The following is a 19,578-nucleotide window of genomic DNA, read 5'->3' as shown; positions in this document are numbered from 1 at the left end:
GCCAAATTGGTTTGCTATCTGTTAGATACCGTATGCCTACATTATATTAAATGTTAGAAAAATATATCAAATTGATTCATTTAAATAGAATTAATGGTTTTCTGTGTGAGCCGTCTAGAAAAAATACTATCTTTGCAATAGCTATTCAACTCCAATGTAATGCGTTAATCATGGAGAATCTAAAAGAAACAAACAACCTAATAGCTGATTACTATACTCAGCACTACGACGAACTACTAGCATTTGTATGCAAGCATTCATTGAGTCAAGAAACATCGGAAGACATTGTTCAGAATGTCTTCTTAAAGATATTGTCAATAGGCAAGATGATTACAGCTATCACATTACCGAGTCTTGTCTACACGGTAGCCCGCAATCTGATATATGATTATTGGCGTCATTTACGCTATGTAGAGGAATACGAACACTATCTAGCATGGCAGGGATGCCAAAGTAATCCGGTCTCTGTATATTCGATAAATGAAATAGGGGAGATACTGGAGAAGGGTATTGCCCGCTTGAGCGACAAGCACCGACACATCTATAGAATGAGTCTATACGAGGGATTACAAGTATCTGAAATCTCCCAAACATTACATATGAACTATAAGAGCGTTGAAAACAGACTTGGAACAGCCCGAAAAGAGGTGCGACAGTACGTGCGTCGGATGCTGGCTTCATAAAAACAACAATCCCTCGATGTGCATTTCGCTTCATCGAGGGATTGTTGTTTAGTTGTTTTTGCAAGCAATAACCGTTGTCAATTGGTCATCGAAATAGAACGTTTGCTTCAAAGTGTCTGTCCCATTGACATATTTTGCCCGTACGAAGAGCACTTTTTTATTGGGCGAAGTCTTGAATTTGACGCCTTTCTTGAATGATTTTTGCGTTGCAATATTCGTTTCCATGCGTTTGATGACAGCCGGTGTGATGTAGAAAGAAGAGTCTACATCAGAGACCGTAAGGGCTGCAATGTCTTGGTTTACGAGGTTATTGGCCAAGTAATTTTCTACCAAACCCTTTGCCCGATGCTTCATTCCGCATGAGGAAAGAGCCATTGCTATGAAGGCAATGGCCATGTATGATACAGTCTTATTTTTTAGTTGCATGCTTGAGAATGTCTATCAAATGATCCCAAACCATCTGTACGCTTGGAATATAGAGGCGTTCCTCGGGTGTATGGACGTAGCGAAGAGTTGGGCCGAAGCTCACCATATCTACGTTAGGATACTTCTCTGAGAACAGTCCGCATTCCAAACCTGCATGGATACCCAGTACTTTCGGTTCTTTACCAAATAATCTCTTGTAGCTTTCTACAGCGGTTTTGGTCAATTTACTGTCTGGATTCATCTTCCAAGCAGGGTACTTATCGGTGACGGTAAGTTCTGCACCGGCCAATTGGAATGCCGCTTTGACAGTATTGGTCATATTCTCTAAGTTGCTCATTACGTTACTACGCTGGCTTGCAACGACGTAAATCTCGTTGTCAGAAGTCTGTACACTCGCAACATTGCTTGATGTTTCGACCAACCAAGAGATGGCTTCGTCTTGGCACATGGTGAATATTCCGTTGTCAATGGCTTGCATGGCCAAGATGAACTTATTGGAAATGTCCTGAGGTAGCACCTTTACGGCGTCTGTACTTGACATGGCAAACTGCATCGCTTGGTCGGTTACGTGGAACTCTTCTTCCACTTCCGATACGAAAACATTCCAATCTGCCTTTACATTTTCCTTCATATCGCTCTTGACAGCGAATATAATCTTGCCGTCACGAGGGATAGCATTGTGCATTTTTCCTGAATTGAAAGAAGCTAAACGCAGTCCATATTTCTCGTTGGTAAGGTATAAGAAGCGAGTTAAAATTTTGATGGCATTAGCTCGTTTCTTGTTAATATCGTCCCCGGAGTGCCCGCCTGTCAGTCCCTTTAGCGATGCCTCTAGGAAGAAGTAGCCCTCCGGAGCATCCTCACGGTCAAACTTAAACTTGGCATGTGTGGTTTGGCCACCCGCGCAACTGACGAATATCAATCCCTCGTCTTCTGAATCCAAATTGATTAATTGGGTTCCAGTCATGAATCCGGCAGCCAATCCGTGGGCGCCGGTAAGACCGGTTTCCTCGTCACGAGTAAAGAGACATTCTAGTGGACCGTGCTCTATTTGGTCGTCTTCTAGCACTGCTAACTGCATAGCCACCCCGATACCGTCGTCAGCACCGAGCGTTGTGCCCTTAGCTGTGAGCCAATCTCCATCGACATAAGTCTGTATAGGGTCGGTCAAGAAGTTGAAGTCTACATCCACCAATTTATCACATACCATGTCCATGTGGCTTTGTAGGATGATGGTGTCGCGGTCTTCGTAGCCCTTGGTTGCCGGCTTAGATATTAGCACGTTGCCTATCTCATCGACCTTGGTAGCTAGTCCATGACTCTTACCAAACTCTTTTAAATACTCTATAATTTTCTCCTCGTGTTTCGAGGGACGCGGAATCTGATTTATTTTTGCAAACTGTTCAAAAATGTGTGCAGGCTTTAATTCGTTTTTATTCATTTAATTATGTTATTTTATTTTGTCCTTTTATGGTTTTATATTACCTTTGCGACGTACTAAAAGGGTACATCTTATTCTGCAAAAGTAATAAAAATGGTACAAACATTATTAATGAGCGTGTTAATAATTGCTATCTCTATAGCTTTGTTGAGCGTGAAATTGATATTTAAGAAGAACGGAAAGTTTGCTTCTCAGCATATCCATGACAGTGCTGCCTTGCGTAAACAAGGTATTCATTGCGTCGTAGATCAGGACAAAGAGGCTAGAGCTGCGAACAAGGCATATTAAGAATCATAATTAAATAAAATACAAATGAAAAAGAAAAACATCTTTCTCAATATGGCTCTTGCTGCTACAGCAATTCTTGCCATGACTTCATGTAATCAGTCAGCTCCTAAAGTAGATAACAAAGCTGAGGCTTCTCAGCCTGCTCCTACAAGCTTGAAGATAGCTTATGTAGAAGTAGATAGTATCATGACACAATATAAGTTCTGCAAAGAATTCTCTCTTATCCTTCAGAAGAAGGGGCAGAATATTCAGAATACATTGGCTTCCAAGAACCAGCAATTGCAGGCTGCGGCTGCCAACTTCCAGCAAAAAGTACAGCAGAATGCTTACACTCGTGAGCAGGCTGAGGCTATCCAAGCCGGTCTTCAGAAGCAGAACAACGACTTACAGGCTCTTAATCAGCGTCTAAGTAGTGAGTTTCAAGTAGAGACCGATAAGTATAATAAGGCTTTACGCGATAGCATTCAGAACTATCTGAAGACTTACAATCAAGATAAGAAGTACAGCATTATCTTGAGTAAGGCCGGTGATAACCTACTCTATGCAGACAAGGCATACGATATTACCAACGAGGTAATTGCAGGTTTGAACAAAGCTTACAAGTCTACAGTAAAGGCTGGAGCTGATAAAAAGTAAGAAACAATTTCTAAATATTAAATACCTTCTCGTTTCGAGAGGGTATTTTTTTTTTGTCTATAATCAGTGCTTGCTGTCATTTGTTTTTGTACTTTTGTATTATGACAAGAAAAGAACGATACGAGTATATACTCGATTATTTTCGTCGCGAGAAGCCTAGTGTGGGCACAGAATTGCAATTCGGCAGTGCTTTCCAACTGCTCGTTGCCACATTGCTCAGTGCACAATGCACCGATAAACGTATCAATGAGGTGACTCCGGAACTCTTCCGCCACTATCCGGATGCCCGCTCCATGTCGCAAGCCGAGCCCGAAGAGGTGTTCGAATATGTGCGAAGTGTGTCTTATCCCAATGCCAAAAGCAAGCATTTGGTAGAGATGTCGCGTATGATAGTGAGCGATTTCGGCGGAGAAGTACCTAGCGAAATGACTGATTTAGTGAAACTTCCGGGAGTGGGGCGTAAGACTGCTAACGTGCTTCAAGCCGTTTGGTTTGGTCGTGCAACAATGGCTGTTGATACCCATGTCTATCGGGTGAGCCATCGACTAGGGCTCGTCCCCAAGACGGCTAACACTCCTTTGAAGGTTGAGCAAGTCCTCATGAAGAGCATACCCGACGAGGATATACCCAATGCACATCACTGGTTGTTGCTGCATGGACGCTATGTGTGCCAGAGTGCACGTCCTAAATGCGAAGTGTGTCCATTCGATTCGTTCTGTCCTAAACTGTTGGAAGGAAGTAAATTAGAATAAATAATGTATGGATATAAGGAGAATCAATAAGTTTTTGCAGGCCATTGCAGCCAATAATAATCGCGAGTGGTTTCAAGAACACAAAGCAGAATACGAGGCCTGTAAAGCTGATTTCGAGCAGAGTGTAGACCAACTTATTTTGGCAATAGCCAAGTTTGACCCTTCAATTAGTTATCTGACGGCTAAAGATTGTACCTATCGCTTCTATCGAGATACACGTTTCAGTGAGGATAAGAGTCCGTACAAGACTCATTTCGGAGCTTATGTCAGTGCCAAAGGAAAGAAGAGTCTCCATGCCGGTTATTATCTCCATATAGCTCCGGATGGCTGTATGCTTGCCAGTGGAGCATATTGGTTGCCTACCAATATACTTACCTCGTGTCGCAATGAGATTCTTGGTAATACCGAGGCATGGCTCAAGTGTGTGGAGAATGGTGCCTTTGTCAAGACCTTCGGCTACGCCAATGAGGGTGATATGGAGGTGAAGTCGGGCAAAGGATTCGGCATGACTCGTCTGAAGACTGCACCGAAAGGATTTCCTCGTGATTCGGAATTAGTACCTTATCTACGCATGAAAGATTATGTGTGTTGGCAATATGTGCCGGCTACCCTGTTTGAAAAGGAGAATTGGATAGCTGAGAGTGTGAAGGTATTCAAGGTTGCCAAGCCCATGATGGACTTTATGAACAGCGTCATAGATGACTACGAATAAAATGAAAATGGGAGTTAAACGAGTTTAGTCTTTTCTTTTTTATATGTAGACAAATTCGTTTAATCCCCAATAGTTTTGTAGCTTAGTATTTTAGCTAAATTACGATAATGCCCTTATAATTCTGCATCCGACTTATCAAATGTAGTCGTATTCATATCACCGGTCTCAATACCGAGTTTCAACCATTTCATGCGTTGCTTGCTAGTTCCGTGGGTGAAACTCTCCGGTTGACTATATCCACGTGCTTTTTCTTGCAAGTAGTTGTCTCCAATTACCTGTGCACAGTTAATAGCCTCTTCTAAATCACCCTCTTCCAGACTGTTGTATTCTTCGTTGTCATAGTGTGCCCATACGCCCGCATAGTAGTCTGCCAATAGTTCCAGTCGTACGCTTACCTTATTGGCATCGGCTTTACTCATCGAGTTCATGGCTTGATGGGCTTTGCCGAGTGTTCCTAATAGGTGTTCTACGTGGTGTCCTACCTCGTGGGCTATGACATAAGCGTAGGCGAAATCGCCCTCAGCCCCTAGTTGACTCTTCATCTGTGAGAAAAACGAAAGGTCTATATAAAGCTTTTGGTCGGCCGAACAATAGAACGGACCTACCGATGCCGATGCGTTACCGCAAGCGCTTTGAACTTGTGAGGTGAACAGTACAAGCGTAGGAGGTGTGTATTTACGCCCCATCTTTTGGAACACTTCGGTCCATACATCTTCTGTTCCTGCAAGGATTTGGCGTGAGAATTTAGCTAATTCCTGCTCTTCCGGAGCGAACGATTGTTCCTCTCTTGGTGAGGTCTGATCTTGTAATTGTTCCAATCCTCCTTGTTGTACGACGTTGTTAACGACATCGCCAAGGTTGCCACCCGACATGAATGTGATGATGGCAATGAGGATAATACCTCCTATACCACCTATACCAGCCTTGGCACCTCCGCTCATTCCTCTGCGATCTTCAACGTTGTTGCTCTCGCGTCTACCTGATAATCTCATAACTCTTATTCTAAAACTATGTTAATGTATTTTGTAAACTTACGCAAAAAATCCGAATACAGCATCGTAATGGTGTGATTTTTCTCTCTTTGATTATCGTGCTTTTATTTCTTGTCTCTTTACTTTTTCCCTTTCAACTCATCACTTCTCACTCTTAACTCATCACTCTTTACCATGCTGCAAGGCCTTGGCAGTCTTGCTGTTTGGCTTTTGCAGCGATGTTGAAGAGTCGATGCAGCGATGCTGCGAAGCCCTTGCAGTGAGGTTAGTTTTTAAGTTTATGGATTTATAAGTTATTGAGTTCTGTGGTAAATACAATTTGTTTACACATGGAAAAATAGAAACTTGAATCGTAATCGTTGCATTCTAACGATTTATTCGTTATATTTGCGTAGAGCAACCGAATGTGGAACTAATACTAAAAGCTATGGATAAGAACGAAAAATTTATTATTACGATAAATCGAGAGTTTGGTAGTGGTGGGCATGCTATTGGTGAAGAGCTGGCTCAAAGGCTCGGAGTGAAGTTGATAGACAAGCAGCTGTTACAGGCTGTGGCCGATAGGTTCAGCCTGTCTAAAGAAGAGGCTGAGGCTTTGGAGCAGCGCCGCCCATCTTGGTGGGACGACTTTACACACTTCTATCAGTCGTTTATGGCTATGAACGAGTATCATGTTACCCCTCGCGATATCACGTCTCGACAATTGTTTTTTGCTCAAGGTAAGGCCATGAGCGAGATAGCTAGTCGTGAATCTTGCGTGATAATAGGTCGCTGTGGATTTGATATTTTCAAGGATACGCCTAACGTTTTGAAGCTGTTTGTGCATGCTTCGCGTGATTATAGAGTTCGGCGTATCATGGAACGATATGGTGTAGACGAGCAAAAGGCTATGCAGATGATAGACGATAACGACTATACGCGACAACTTTATACCAAGATTTTCACAGGGCACGAGTGGTATGATGTGCACAACTACGATTTGACATTAAACGTAGGAAAGTATGGGCAGAGTGGTGTCGTAGATTTATTGATGCGATTTATTGACTCATAAAAATGTTTTTCGGGGCAGTATTACAGTAGAAAACTTTTTGCAAAGTGCTGATTTTTTCGTATTTTTGCAACGTTTTTGAGTATACATAAAAATCATTATATAATGAATATTTCTTATAAATGGCTTAAAGAATATGTCGATTTTAATCTCACTCCTCAAGAGACAGCGGACGCGTTGACTTCTTGTGGACTTGAAGTCGGTTCACTAGAAGAGGTACAAACCATCAAAGGAGGGCTGAAAGGCTTGTTTGTTGGTAAGGTGTTGACCTGTGAGGCACATCCAAACAGTGACCATTTACACGTTACTACAGTAGACTTAGGCAAGGAAGCGCCACAGCAAATCGTATGTGGAGCAGCCAACGTGGCAGCCGGACAAAAGGTTATCGTAGCCGATTTGGGGTGCGTGCTTTACGATGGTGACGACTCGTTCACCATCAAAAAGAGTAAATTGCGTGGTGTAGAATCATTGGGAATGATTTGTGCTGAAGATGAAATCGGAGTGGGAACATCTCACGATGGTATCATCGTGTTGCCCGAAGATGCACCGGTGGGTATGCCTGCTGCAGAATATTATCATCTAGAAAGTGACTGGTTAATAGAGGTAGATATCACTGCTAACCGCAGCGACGGGTTGAGTCATTATGGTGTGGCTCGTGATTTGTATGCTTGGTTGTTGCAGAATGGGTATGAAACCAGTCTGCATCGTCCTGATACATCAGCTTTCCAAGTAGACAACCACGATCTGCCCATTGACGTGGAGATACAGAATACGGATGCTTGCAAGCGTTATGCTTGTGTGAGCATCAGCGACTGCGAGGTGAAGGAAAGTCCAGAGTGGTTGAAGAATAAATTGAGCGTGATAGGTCTTCGTCCTATTAATAATATAGTAGATATTACCAATTATGTCATGATGGCTTATGGCCAACCCATGCATTGCTTTGATGCCGACATGGTAAAAGGGCACAAGATCGTAGTTCGCACGCAACCAGAAGGTACTAAGTTTGTGACACTGGATGGCGAGGAACACGAATTGGGCGAGCACGATTTGAGCATTTGCAATGCCGAAGATCCTATGTGTATAGCCGGAATCTTTGGTGGAAGGGGTAGTGGAACATACGAGACAACACGCAATGTGGTGTTGGAGAGCGCTTATTTCCATCCTACATGGATTCGCAAGAGTGCACGCCGCCATGGTTTGAGTACGGATGCCAGCTACCGTTTTGAGCGTGGTATAGACCCTAATGGAGTTATTTATGCACTCCAACAAGCTGCTATTCTTTGTAAAGAGTTGGCTGGTGGCAAGGTGTCTATGGAAATTAAGGATGTTTATCCTGAACCTATCAAGGGCTTTGATGTAGAGTTGAAGTATGAATATTGCGATCGTCTCATCGGTAAGCAGATTGGTAAAGATACCATCAAGCGTATCGTTACAAGTTTGGAAATGGAGATTGTGTCCGAAGATGAAGAGGGCTTGAAGCTTCAAGTACCTGCTTATCGTGTGGATGTACAGCGTCCTTGCGATGTGGTAGAGGATATTCTCCGTATTTATGGCTATAATAATATCGAGATACCTACTCAGTTGAAGAGTTCGTTGACAGTTGCCAGTGATGGCGATACCAAGCATAAACTGGAGAATTTGATAGGCGAACAGCTTGTTGGATGTGGTTTTAACGAAATCTTAAACAACTCGTTGAGCAAGACTGCTTACTATACAGAGCAGGAACTTAACGCTTATCCGGAGGCTCGCACGGTGAAGGTGATGAATCCACTAAGTGCGGATTTGGGCGTGATGCGCCAGACATTGCTGTTCGGTGGACTCGAAAGTCTCGTGCGAAATGTGAATAGAAAGCAGACTAATCTGAAATTCTTTGAGTTTGGTAATTGCTATACATTCGAGAAAGAACGCCAAACCGAGGATGCTCCTATTCGTGGTTATGTACAGCGTTCGCACCTTGGCTTGTGGCTGACAGGTAAGCATGTAGAAGGCAGTTGGATTCATCCGAATGAAGATATGTCGTTCTATGAGTTGCGAGCTTATGTACAGAATATTTTCAATCGTTTGGGTGTACCGGCTGGTAGTGTCGTAATGAAGAAGAGTGAGAATAATATCTTCTCTCATGGATTGCGTCTTGAAAACCGTGGTGGTAAGGTGCTTGCAGAGTTAGGTATCCTAATCAAGGCCTTGCAGAAGAAGTTTGGTCTCGATTCGGAAGTATATTATGCTGATATAGAATGGGATGCAGTGGTGAAAGCCGTGAGCAAAAACAAACTTGAATATCAAGAGATAAGCAAGTATCCTGCTGTAAGTCGCGACCTCGCTTTGTTGGTTGATGCCGGCGTAGAGTTCTCTCAGATAGAGCAAATTGCCCAACAGACAGAGAAGAAACTATTGAAGAAGGTAGAGCTCTTCGATGTATATGAGGGTAAGAATCTGCCTGCCGGTAAGAAGAGTTATGCTGTTAACTTCATCTTACAAGACGAGCAGAAGACACTGAACGATAAGCAGATAGAGGCTATCATGAGTAAGTTGATACATCAGTTGACAACAAAACTGAATGCAGAATTGAGATAATCAGAACATTATAAAAACAATTATATTATAGAATTCCAATGGGAAGAGCATTTGAATATCGTAAAGCTGCAAAGCTAAAAAGATGGGGCCATATGGCTCGAACGTTCACGAAGTTAGGTAAGGAAATCGCTATTGCTGTTAAAGCCGGTGGTCCGGAGCCTGAGAATAATCCGCGTTTGCGTGCCATCATCGCTACTTGTAAGCGTGAGAACATGCCTAAAGATAATATTCAGCGTGCTATCAAGAACGCTATGGGCAAGGATACCAGCGACTACAAAGAGGTGACTTACGAAGGCTATGGACCTCATGGAGTAGCTGTTTTTGTTGATACTTTGACAGACAATACTACCCGTACCGTAGGTGATGTACGTTCTGTATTCAATAAATTCAATGGTAATATGGGGACACAGGGCTCTTTGAGCTTCTTGTTCGACCATAAGGCTGTGTTCTCTTTCAAGAAGAAAGAGGGCTTGGATATGGAAGAATTGATTCTCGACTTGATTGACTTTGGAGTGGAAGATGAGTTCGATGAGGATGAAGAAGAGAACGAAGTAACCATCTATGGTGAACCAACAAGCTTCGGAGATATTCAGAAACATCTGGAAGAGAATGGCTTCGAGATTACTTCTGCCGAGTTTACTCGTATTCCAAACGATTTGAAAGACGTTACTCCGGAGGAGCGCGAGACAATTGATAAAATGGTAGAACGCCTCGAAGACTTCGATGATGTGCAGAACGTTTACACGAATATGAAACCTGCGGAGGAGTAAAATACAACTCTTAAGGTATGAAATAGGAAAGGGAAAAGGCTTAGATGCTTTTTCCCTTTTTATTGTTTGAGATTATTTATATTCCTTTGTGGTGAAGTTATGTTGGTATAATACCGTGTTTGGAGTTTGTGCCGAGTGAACCACATATTGGAAGTTGAAGCCGGCTTCTTTATATATTTTGATACCCGAATTGTCTTTGATGGCTTTCAAGAGTCCGTCGGTGATGTTCTTATTGTTATCTTGAATCACCTTTGCATTGTCAAATTTATCCGTGAACGAGCAGTAGTAAGTATAAGTTTTAGACTGCTTATTGAATACAACACTGTCGGTACGAGTGTTGTTGACAACCGGAGTAGGGCAGTATTTACGAGTGTATTCACTCGCTTCTCTGGCTGCACGGTCTTCTAAACTCTCATGGCATGATGCAAGAACTACGATGGCACCCATGATAAACACACATCGTCTGATGACTAAATATGTTGAAACTTGCATATCGTTTCGTTTGTATTTCTGTACAAATATACGAATAATCTAATGAAATCTTTGTATATTTGCACTTTAAAAGCGCACTTATTAAATGGGTAATATCAACAACATAAGGAATTTTTGCATCATTGCACACATCGATCATGGTAAATCTACGCTCGCTGATAGAATGCTTGAGTATACGCAGACCATTAAGATTACAGGTGGACAGATGCTCGATGATATGGATTTGGAGCGTGAACGTGGTATCACAATCAAGAGTCATGCCATCCAGATGGACTATCGTGCAAGCAATGGAGAGCAGTATGTATTGAATCTTATAGATACTCCGGGACACGTAGACTTCTCTTATGAGGTGTCTAGAAGTATTGCGGCGTGCGAAGGAGCATTGTTGGTTGTAGATGCGACACAGGGTGTTCAGGCTCAAACCATATCTAATTTATACATGGCGATAGAGCATGATTTGGAGATAATTCCTGTTATCAACAAGATAGACATGCCTAGTGCGATGCCCGAAAAGGTAGAAGATGAGATTATAGACCTTATCGGTTGCAAGCGGGAGGAAATCATTCGTGCCTCAGGAAAGACCGGTGAAGGAGTCAATGAGATATTGGAAGCAGTCGTAGCACGTGTTCCTCATCCCGAAGGAGATGCTCAAGCACCACTCCAAGCATTGATTTTCGACTCTGTATTCAATAGTTTTAGAGGTATTATCGCATACTTTAAGATAGAGAATGGAACCATTCATGCAGGCGATAAAGTGAAGTTCTTTAATACTGGAATGGAGTATGTGGCCGACGAAGTAGGTGTCCTCAAGATGGATATGGTGCCTCGCAAGGAGATTACATGTGGTGAAGTGGGCTACATCATCAGCGGTATCAAGGATGCCAAAGAGGTGAAAGTAGGTGATACGATTACCCAAGTCAGTCGTCCATGCGAGCATTCTATCGCTGGTTTTCAGGAGGTTAAACCGATGGTATTTGCCGGTGTTTACCCGATAGATCCATCGGAATACGAGAATTTGCGAACTTCTTTGGAGAAGTTACAACTCAATGATGCGTCGCTGACATTTATGCCTGAGAGCTCCGTTGCGTTGGGGTTCGGTTTCCGTTGCGGCTTCTTGGGACTTCTACACATGGAGATTGTGCAGGAGAGATTGGATAGAGAGTTCAATATGGATGTCATTACGACGGTGCCAAACGTATCGTATATGGTGTACGATAAGCATGGAGAGAGTCGCGAGGTGCACAATCCTTCAGGCTTACCAGACCAGACTTTAATTGAACATATCGAAGAACCGTACATTCGTGCGACCATTATTACAGATACAAACTTTATCGGTCCTATCATGACCTTGTGTCTTGATAAGCGTGGCGAGCTCCTTAAACAAGAGTATGTGAGCGGCAATCGTGTGGAATTACATTTTCTGTTGCCACTCGGCGAGATAGTGATAGACTTCTATGATAAGCTTAAGAGCATCTCAAAAGGATATGCTTCGTTTGATTATCACATCGATTCGTTCCGACCATCTAAATTGGCCAAGCTCGATATATTGCTTAATGGTGAGCCTGTAGATGCTTTGTCTACACTGACACATCAGGACAATGCCGTGACATTGGGACGTAGAATGTGTGAGAAGTTGAGAGAGTTGATACCGCGACAGCAATTCGATATTGCCATACAAGCAGCTATTGGGGCCAAGATTGTGGCTCGCGAGACGATTAAATGTGTGCGCAAAGACGTTACAGCCAAGTGTTATGGAGGTGACGTAAGTCGTAAACGAAAATTGCTAGAGAAGCAGAAGAAAGGTAAGAAACGCATGAAGCAAATCGGTAATGTAGAAGTTCCGCAAAAGGCGTTCTTGGCCGTTTTGAAGTTGGATTAATCATTCTTAAATATGTAGAATAATCAGGAAGAGAGGACATTGAGATGAGAGAACCAGTTAATACTCCCCGTGATATAGCGCGAGAATTAGCTCGCAAATACAGTACTATGACTCATGATGAACTTGATATATTAGAGAGTATCTTAGTACCGATGAAGTTTGCGAAGAATGAAATGATTCTTAAAGAGGGCGAAGTGTGCCGAAACATCTACTATGTGGACCGTGGATTGATACGACAGTTCTATTTTAAGAACGGTAAAGAGGTCACTGAACACCTTGGTGAAGACCGTACCATCTTCATGTGTATCGAGAGTTTATTTAAGGAAGAGCCTACCAAATTGCAAGTAGAAGCCATAGAGCCAACCATAGCTTATGCTCTTCCGAAGCATCGTTTAGAAGAAGTAGCCTTGCACAATGTCAATATTCAAATTTTATATCGCAAGATATTGGAAGAGAGTTTGATAATATCGCAAGTTCATGCCGATCTTGTAAGATTTGAATCTGCGCAAGAACGTTACAAGAAAATATGCAAATTGAATCCGCAGGTAGTGTTGAGAGCGCCATTGGTATATATTGCCAACTATCTACAAATGACTCCTGAGACGCTTTCAAGGGTCAGAGCTTCAACATTACTCGATTGATATAAAAAAGAAAAAAGGATAAGGCAAAACCTTATCCTTTTTTCTTTTATTACCTAGTATAGAGGTAACGCTTAATACTTTTCTTTGGTGTCTTCTCGAATTCCTCCTCATGTATCTCGATAGCCGACAGTTTACAATATGATGGTAGCTTTTGGTTAAGCTCTTGACGGTTTTGTTCCATCACGTTTTGTAGGTCTTCGTTATTAAACGATAGCGATGAGGCTTCTTCGTAATCCGGGTGAACCAATCCTATCAGTTTGTCTCCATCTTGTATCACGACACTCTCGTTTACCAATGCCATGGAGTTCAATTGGTCTTCCACTTCTTCGGGATAGATGTTTTGTCCATTCGCTCCTAGCAGCATATTTTTTGAACGTCCTTTGATGAAGATGTTGCCTTCCTCGTCCATTGTCCCCAAGTCGCCGGTGTGATACCATCCCTCTGAGTCGATTGTTTGCTTGGTAGTTTCCTCATTTTTATAATATCCCAGCATCACATTCAAGCCTCTGGCTAGAATTTCACCGGGCACATTGGCAGGGTCGGGACTGTCTATCTTCACATCCATATGGACCACACTGCGACCACAACTGCCCGGCACGAAAGTCTGATAATCGGCATAAGCGATGATGGGAGCACACTCTGTGGCGCCATAGCCCACTGTATATTTGAACTTGATTTGCTGTAAAAACTGCTCAACTTCTTGGTTTAGAGCGGCTCCACCAATAATAACTTCGTAGAATTTGCCACCGAACGCATCGGTTACAAGGTCGCAAATCTTCTCTTTTACCTTCTTGCTAACCATCGGCATGTTTAGCAACAAGCGCATCTTATTGTTCTGTATCTTCGGGAATACCTTCTTCTTGATAATCTTCTCAATGATGAGTGGTACCGCGATAATGACGTCCGGTTTCACCTCTGAGAATGCTTGTGCAATGATGGCAGGGCTGGGTATGCGTGTCAAGTAATAGATATGACATCCCTTGTTGAACTCAAATAGGAACTCGAACGACATACCATACATGTGTGCCATAGGCAAAATGCTGATGACTTTTGATCCTTTCTTGAGGTGACTACCAAGTACATGCTCTGCAAAATCGTAATTGCTCCACAGTGCACGATAAGGAATCATTACGCCTTTAGAGAATCCTGTCGTACCACTGGTGTAGTTAATGAGTGCCAATTCATCGGGACTCTGTTCTATATAGTAGTTGACATGCTCCTTACGATAGTACTTCGGGAACTTCTTACCGAACATCTCGTTCAGATGTTCGCGTGCGTATGTCAATTTATCTGTACGCGAAAGAATCAGTGAATTGTCCGGTATATAGATGATACCTTCCAATGCCGGCATCTTCGTTGCGTCGATCTCGGTAGTCACAACATCTCCTGCGAAGAGCAATTTCGACTCGCTGTGGTTGACGATATTGTGTATTTGGTCGGCCGTAAACTCGTGTAGAATGGGTACAGCTACGGCTCCGTAAGTAAGTGTAGCAAGGAAAGCTACAGCCCAGTTGGCACTGTTTCTACCGGCAATTGCAATCTTGTCGCCTCGTTCGATACCACAGTTCTCAAACATGATGTGCAGCTTTTCTATCTTTCTAGCTACATCATGGTATTGTAAGGTCATACCTTTGAAGTCGGTCAATGCATCTTGTTCCCAATGATCAACTATTGTTTTCTGAATTAAAGCGTTAAAGCTTGGAATATTCCCTGTCATAGATTATTCGATATTTTGATATAGATACCGTTTGATACTCTTTTTAGGTGTCTTTTGAAATTCTTCTTCGTGTAATTTAATAGAAGACAATTTGCAGAATGAGGGTAAAACAGAGTTGAGCTCTTGGCGGTTCTGCTCCATAATATTTTGTATGTCTTCGTTGGAGAAGCCCATGCTCTCAGCTTCTTCAAAGTCCGGATGTACCAATCCTACAAGGGCGTTGCCATTCTGTACGATGAGACTTTCACTGACCATTGCCATCGAGTTGAGCTTGTCTTCTATTTCTTCAGGATATACGTTTTGGCCATTGGCGCCTAACAACATATTCTTGATACGCCCTTTGATGAAGACATGTCCATCGGCACTTACGGTCGCTAAGTCGCCGGTATGATACCATCCATTATCGTCTAGTACTGCCTTTGTGGCTTCCAAATTCTTGTAGTAGCCCACCATGACGTTTGCTCCACGGGTAATAAGCTCGCCCGGAATGTTCTCCGGATCGCTGCTTTTCACCTTTATCTCCATGTTTTTGACCACCGTTCCACATGAACCCGGCACGAAATTAGTCCAATCGCTATAGGTTATCATGGGCGCAGTTTCGGTCGTACCATAACCCATTGTGATGGGAAAGTCAATGGATACAAGGAATGCTTCAATCTCTGTGTTCATGGGTGCACCACCGATGATAATCTCATATAGGTTGCCTCCAAATGTATCTTTCACCATTTGACAGATTCTTTCTTTCAGTCTTTTCTGTATCACAGGCATTCTCCACAGTAACTTTACCTTGTTGTTTTGAATCTGTGGGAATATCTTTTTGCGGATAATCTTCTCAAGAATAAGTGGTACGGCAACCACAATGGCCGGCTTAACTTCCATCATTGCCTCCTGAATGAATGAGGGACTGGGAAGGCGAGTGAGGAAGAAGAGATGGTTTCCATGGCAGAATTCCAAGATAAACTCTGCCATCATACCATACATGTGAGCCATAGGTAAAATGTTCAGCACATTGCTTCCTGCTGGAATATGCCCGGAGATAGACTCCGAAAGTCCCTCTAGATTACTCGATAAAGTTCTAAAAGGCAGCATTACTCCCTTTGAAAATCCTGTGGTACCACTGGTATAATTGATGAGTGCGAGGTCTTCGTTCTTGTCTTCGTAATACTTAATGTGCTCCGGACGGAAGTATTTGGGATACCGCAGACCGAATATTTCGTTCAGATGTTCGCGTGCATACGTCAGCTTTTCAGAGCGTGAAACGATGATAGAAAAGTCTGGTATATAAACCACGCCTTCCAAATTGGGCATTTGGTTTGGCTCAATCGTGGTTGAAACCACGTCGCCTACAAACAAAAGTTTGGATTCGCTGTGATTTACAATGTGGTAAATCTGGTCGGGAGTGAATTCGTTTTGTATGGGGACGGCCACTGCACCATAGGTCAAAACAGCCATGAACACAACGGCCCAGTTGCTACTGTTTCTACCACAAATAGCAATCTTATCTCCACAGTTAATACCGCTGTTCTCGAACAGTATATGGAGTTTCTCTATCTTTCTTGCTACATCGTGATATTGTAATGTTGCCCCTTTGTAGTCGGTCAGGGCATCTTTATACCAATTTTCTTTGATACTGTGTTCTATATACTTATTGAAGCTGGGTATTAATTCCATTGCACAAAAATCAAAATATTGTGCAAAGGTAATGATTTAGGTGCACAATACAAAACTTTATGTGCAATTTTTAGGGCTGTCTATGAACCTTTGAAAAGGTAATATAGGATATGTAGTCATATCAACTATTCTTGTTCGGATATAGAATACATTGGTATGGAATGACTGCAGGGGCGTGGCAACATCGCTGCAACAACCGAACAGAATTCCTGCAAAGCCGGTTCAGCAATGTTGCCACAGCTCAGCAGTGAGATGAGCGAGTTGTTTGGAGTGAGAAAAGAGTAGTTTCTGCGTAAACAAGTGGACTTGTTTGGCTGTTAGATGTAAGAATTTATGACTGATAAAAGGGTGCTTTGGCAATTGGAAAAATACTTTTATTCATATCGCATAGACTTAGCCGGATGGATATGCGAGATGAGGTAGCTCGGTGTTATCAGTATAAATAGGCTTATCAACAAGGTTGCTACATTTAAGAGAATGATGAGGGGGAAATTGAATTCCACCGGTACGGTGTTGACATAGTATGTGGTTGGGTCGAGCTTCACCAAGTGGGTGAAGTGTTGCAGGGCTATAAGGCCGAGCCCGATAAGATTTCCGATGAGCAGTCCGCGGCCAATAATGAATGCTGCAAACCACAAGAATGTGTGGCGAATAGTCTTGTTTTGTGCGCCCATTGCTTTGAGTAAACCTATCATAGACGTGCGTTCCAATATAATGATAAGCAGTCCGGAAACCATCGTTACACCGGCTACACATACCATTAAGGCCAAGATAATCCATACATTCAGGTCGAGCAGGTCGAGCCAAGAGAATATCTGTGGGTTGATTTCCTGAATGGTTTGCGACGAGTAGGTCTCTCCATATTTGTCAATGCTACGGTTAACCTTGTCCACCATGGCTGCTGCGGTCTCGTAGAGACGATTGAAGTCGGTTACGGTAATCTCTGCTCCAGTGGCTTGATCGGCTTCCCAATTATTCAATTTCACCGCTGTGTATAGGTCGGTAAAGCAGATGGCGTTGTCGTATTGTGATAGATTGGTCTGATAAATGCCCGATATGGTGAACCGGCGTACGTGTATCCCGTTGTTATCAATGAAGTAAGCGAAGATGCGTTGGCCACATTTCAGATTCATTTTCGACGCCATTGATGCCGAAACAAGTATTTTATTGGTCGATTTTTGGTCACTGAAAGTGGGTATACTGCCATCTATCATATTCTGATGGAGGAAGGTGGAGTCGAACTCGGGACCTACACCTTTGAGTAAAACACCCATAAAATCATTGTCGGTCTTGAGTATTCCGCGTGCAGTGGCAAAGCGTTCCACATGCTTGACACCCGGAATGGTCTTAATGACACGTGTCATCGAGTCGCCCATCTGGATGGGGTAGGACTCAGAGGATTGCTGTGTCATGAAGTTAGCTACCTGAATATGGCTGCCAAATCCGATGACCTTATCGCGGATGGTATGCTTGAATCCCAATACTACACATACAGATACTATCATCACGGCAAGTCCGATAGCTACTCCGGCAGTGGCTATTCGGATGGCAGGGAGCGATACTTTGCGCTTATCGCCCGTATCGCTGTAGATGCGTTTGGCTATGAATAAGGGGAAGTTCAAGCTTAATCGTTTTATGGTAGTTCCTCGTCTACGCGACCGGGATAGGCCTCCAACGCCTTGCGCAAGACGATGAGGGCACGCTCCAAGTCTTCTTTCTTAAGTACATATGCTATACGTACTTGGTTGATTCCGGCTCCGGGAGTGGTGTAGAAACCTGCTGCCGGGGCCATCATGACGGTTTCTCCCTCGTAAGTAAACTCTTCTAAGCACCATCGACAGAACTTTTCACTGTCGTCGACGGGTATTTTTGCTACGGTATAGAAAGCTCCCATAGGAATGGGGGAGTACACACCGGGAATGCGGTTTAGGCCGTCTATTAAGCATTTACGACGCTCTACGTATTCGTCGTAGACGTCTCTGTAATACGCTTCGGGGGCATCAAGGGAGGCTTCGGCTACTATTTGACCAATCAAAGGAGGTGATAGGCGGGCTTGACAGAACTTCATCACGGCCTTTCTCACCTGTTCGTTCTTGGTGATAAGTGCACCAATTCTGATACCACATTCCGAATATCGCTTGGAAACGGAGTCAATCAAGATGACGTTTTGTTCGATTCCTTCGAGGTGACAAGCACTGATATAGGGCGAACCTGTGTAGATATATTCGCGGTAAACCTCGTCGGAGAAGAGGTAAAGGTCGTACTTTCGCACCAAATCGCGTATTTGATTCATCTCTCGTCGAGTGTATAGATAGCCCGTAGGGTTATTGGGATTGCAAATCATGATGGCACGTGTGTGCTCGTTGATAAGCTCTTCGAACTTCTCAACTTTAGGCAATGAGAATCCCTCTTCAATGGTTGTGGCAATGGTACGAATCTTGGCGCCGGCACTAATGGCAAATGCCATGTAGTTGGCATAGGCAGGTTCGGGTACGATAATTTCGTCTCCGGGATTCAAACAACTCATGAAAGCGAACAAAACAGCCTCGCTTCCACCCGATGTAATAATAATATCATCGGCTGTTACTTGAATATTGTATTTCTTGTAATAATCAACAAGCTTCTCTCTATAGCTCTGATAACCTTGGCTGGGAGAATATTCCAATATCTTTCTGTCAATATGGGAGAGGGCGTCCAAGCCACATTGAGGTGTGGGAAGGTCTGGTTGTCCGATATTGAGATGATAAACCTTGGTTCCTTTCTTTTTAGCGGCTGCAGCCAATGGAGCCAACTTCCTGATAGGAGACTCTGGCATTTCCAGTCCGCGCACAGATATTTCAGGCATCGTTACTAAAT

General features: G+C 43.2%; 18 protein-coding genes. 10 read left to right on the top strand and 8 right to left on the bottom strand.

What is annotated here, in order from left to right:
* Positions 1-170 precede the first annotated feature (170 nt).
* The gene (locus AC1EK4_RS08955; RefSeq protein WP_480357963.1) at positions 171-683 is read left to right on the top strand and encodes a sigma-70 family RNA polymerase sigma factor; all 513 of its coding nucleotides are present in this window, start codon (positions 171-173) and stop codon (positions 681-683) included.
* Between the two features lie 48 nt (positions 684-731).
* Here the strand turns inward: AC1EK4_RS08955 and AC1EK4_RS08950 are convergent, their stop codons facing one another.
* Together AC1EK4_RS08950 and AC1EK4_RS08945 are read right to left on the bottom strand one after the other, a co-directional pair.
* Complete coding sequence (locus AC1EK4_RS08950) at positions 732-1,109, bottom strand: hypothetical protein (RefSeq protein ID WP_036897974.1); 378 nt, start codon at positions 1,107-1,109, stop codon at positions 732-734.
* Positions 1,093-2,550: an aminoacyl-histidine dipeptidase gene (locus AC1EK4_RS08945; RefSeq protein WP_036897977.1), complete on the bottom strand. Its 1,458-nt coding sequence runs from the start codon at positions 2,548-2,550 to the stop codon at positions 1,093-1,095. Before AC1EK4_RS08945 ends, AC1EK4_RS08950 begins: the two co-directional genes overlap by 17 nt.
* A gap of 93 nt (positions 2,551-2,643) precedes the next feature.
* On the opposite strand from AC1EK4_RS08945, the gene AC1EK4_RS08940 reads away from it, so the two are divergent.
* The 4 genes from AC1EK4_RS08940 (at position 2,644) to AC1EK4_RS08925 (ending at position 4,938) form a co-directional block, all read left to right on the top strand.
* Positions 2,644-2,838: a hypothetical protein gene (locus AC1EK4_RS08940; RefSeq protein ID WP_036897980.1), complete on the top strand. Its 195-nt coding sequence runs from the start codon at positions 2,644-2,646 to the stop codon at positions 2,836-2,838.
* 24 nt (positions 2,839-2,862) lie between these two features.
* Complete coding sequence (locus AC1EK4_RS08935) at positions 2,863-3,474, top strand: OmpH/Skp family outer membrane protein (protein WP_036897983.1); 612 nt, start codon at positions 2,863-2,865, stop codon at positions 3,472-3,474.
* Between the two features lie 101 nt (positions 3,475-3,575).
* The gene (gene nth / locus AC1EK4_RS08930; protein WP_036897985.1) at positions 3,576-4,226 is read left to right on the top strand and encodes an endonuclease III; all 651 of its coding nucleotides are present in this window, start codon (positions 3,576-3,578) and stop codon (positions 4,224-4,226) included.
* 7 nt (positions 4,227-4,233) lie between these two features.
* Positions 4,234-4,938, top strand: coding sequence for a DUF2461 domain-containing protein (locus tag AC1EK4_RS08925; RefSeq protein WP_036897988.1), 705 nt, complete (start codon positions 4,234-4,236; stop codon positions 4,936-4,938).
* A 113-nt stretch (positions 4,939-5,051) separates the two neighbouring features.
* Here the strand turns inward: AC1EK4_RS08925 and ypfJ are convergent, their stop codons facing one another.
* Positions 5,052-5,930: a KPN_02809 family neutral zinc metallopeptidase gene (gene ypfJ, locus AC1EK4_RS08920; protein WP_062434378.1), complete on the bottom strand. Its 879-nt coding sequence runs from the start codon at positions 5,928-5,930 to the stop codon at positions 5,052-5,054.
* A gap of 427 nt (positions 5,931-6,357) precedes the next feature.
* On the opposite strand from ypfJ, the gene AC1EK4_RS08915 reads away from it, so the two are divergent.
* The 3 genes from AC1EK4_RS08915 (at position 6,358) to AC1EK4_RS08905 (ending at position 10,322) form a co-directional block, all read left to right on the top strand.
* Positions 6,358-6,981: a cytidylate kinase-like family protein gene (locus AC1EK4_RS08915; protein ID WP_062434454.1), complete on the top strand. Its 624-nt coding sequence runs from the start codon at positions 6,358-6,360 to the stop codon at positions 6,979-6,981.
* A gap of 102 nt (positions 6,982-7,083) precedes the next feature.
* On the top strand, positions 7,084-9,552 hold the full coding sequence (gene pheT, locus AC1EK4_RS08910) for a phenylalanine--tRNA ligase subunit beta (protein WP_480357959.1): 2,469 nt from the start codon (positions 7,084-7,086) through the stop codon (positions 9,550-9,552).
* A gap of 38 nt (positions 9,553-9,590) precedes the next feature.
* Positions 9,591-10,322, top strand: coding sequence for a YebC/PmpR family DNA-binding transcriptional regulator (locus AC1EK4_RS08905; protein ID WP_036897997.1), 732 nt, complete (start codon positions 9,591-9,593; stop codon positions 10,320-10,322).
* A gap of 72 nt (positions 10,323-10,394) precedes the next feature.
* Here the strand turns inward: AC1EK4_RS08905 and AC1EK4_RS08900 are convergent, their stop codons facing one another.
* Complete coding sequence (locus AC1EK4_RS08900) at positions 10,395-10,814, bottom strand: hypothetical protein (RefSeq protein WP_480357957.1); 420 nt, start codon at positions 10,812-10,814, stop codon at positions 10,395-10,397.
* Between the two features lie 94 nt (positions 10,815-10,908).
* On the opposite strand from AC1EK4_RS08900, the gene lepA reads away from it, so the two are divergent.
* A complete protein-coding gene (lepA, locus tag AC1EK4_RS08895) occupies positions 10,909-12,693 on the top strand; it encodes a translation elongation factor 4 (protein WP_062432961.1) in 1,785 nt (594 codons plus the stop codon).
* Between the two features lie 44 nt (positions 12,694-12,737).
* Positions 12,738-13,334: a Crp/Fnr family transcriptional regulator gene (locus AC1EK4_RS08890; RefSeq protein WP_036898001.1), complete on the top strand. Its 597-nt coding sequence runs from the start codon at positions 12,738-12,740 to the stop codon at positions 13,332-13,334.
* A 49-nt stretch (positions 13,335-13,383) separates the two neighbouring features.
* Here the strand turns inward: AC1EK4_RS08890 and AC1EK4_RS08885 are convergent, their stop codons facing one another.
* The 4 genes from AC1EK4_RS08885 to AC1EK4_RS08870 all read right to left on the bottom strand — a co-directional run bounded on the left by AC1EK4_RS08885 (position 13,384) and on the right by AC1EK4_RS08870 (position 19,567).
* Positions 13,384-15,051, bottom strand: coding sequence for an AMP-binding protein (locus tag AC1EK4_RS08885; protein WP_036898005.1), 1,668 nt, complete (start codon positions 15,049-15,051; stop codon positions 13,384-13,386).
* A 3-nt stretch (positions 15,052-15,054) separates the two neighbouring features.
* Positions 15,055-16,722 carry an AMP-binding protein gene (locus AC1EK4_RS08880; RefSeq protein WP_480357954.1) on the bottom strand — a complete coding sequence of 556 codons (1,668 nt, stop codon included), beginning with the start codon at positions 16,720-16,722 and terminating at the stop codon, positions 15,055-15,057.
* Positions 16,723-17,096: 374 nt separating this feature from the next.
* Positions 17,097-18,344: an ABC transporter permease gene (locus AC1EK4_RS08875; RefSeq protein ID WP_480357952.1), complete on the bottom strand. Its 1,248-nt coding sequence runs from the start codon at positions 18,342-18,344 to the stop codon at positions 17,097-17,099.
* Between the two features lie 11 nt (positions 18,345-18,355).
* On the bottom strand, positions 18,356-19,567 hold the full coding sequence (locus tag AC1EK4_RS08870) for a pyridoxal phosphate-dependent aminotransferase (RefSeq protein ID WP_036898013.1): 1,212 nt from the start codon (positions 19,565-19,567) through the stop codon (positions 18,356-18,358).
* Positions 19,568-19,578: the final 11 nt, after the last annotated feature.

The organism is Prevotella sp. C0026C3 (genome assembly GCF_056590795.1).
The sequence above is the reverse complement of the archived record's forward strand: the minus strand, read 5'-3'. Positions and strand labels throughout refer to the sequence as shown.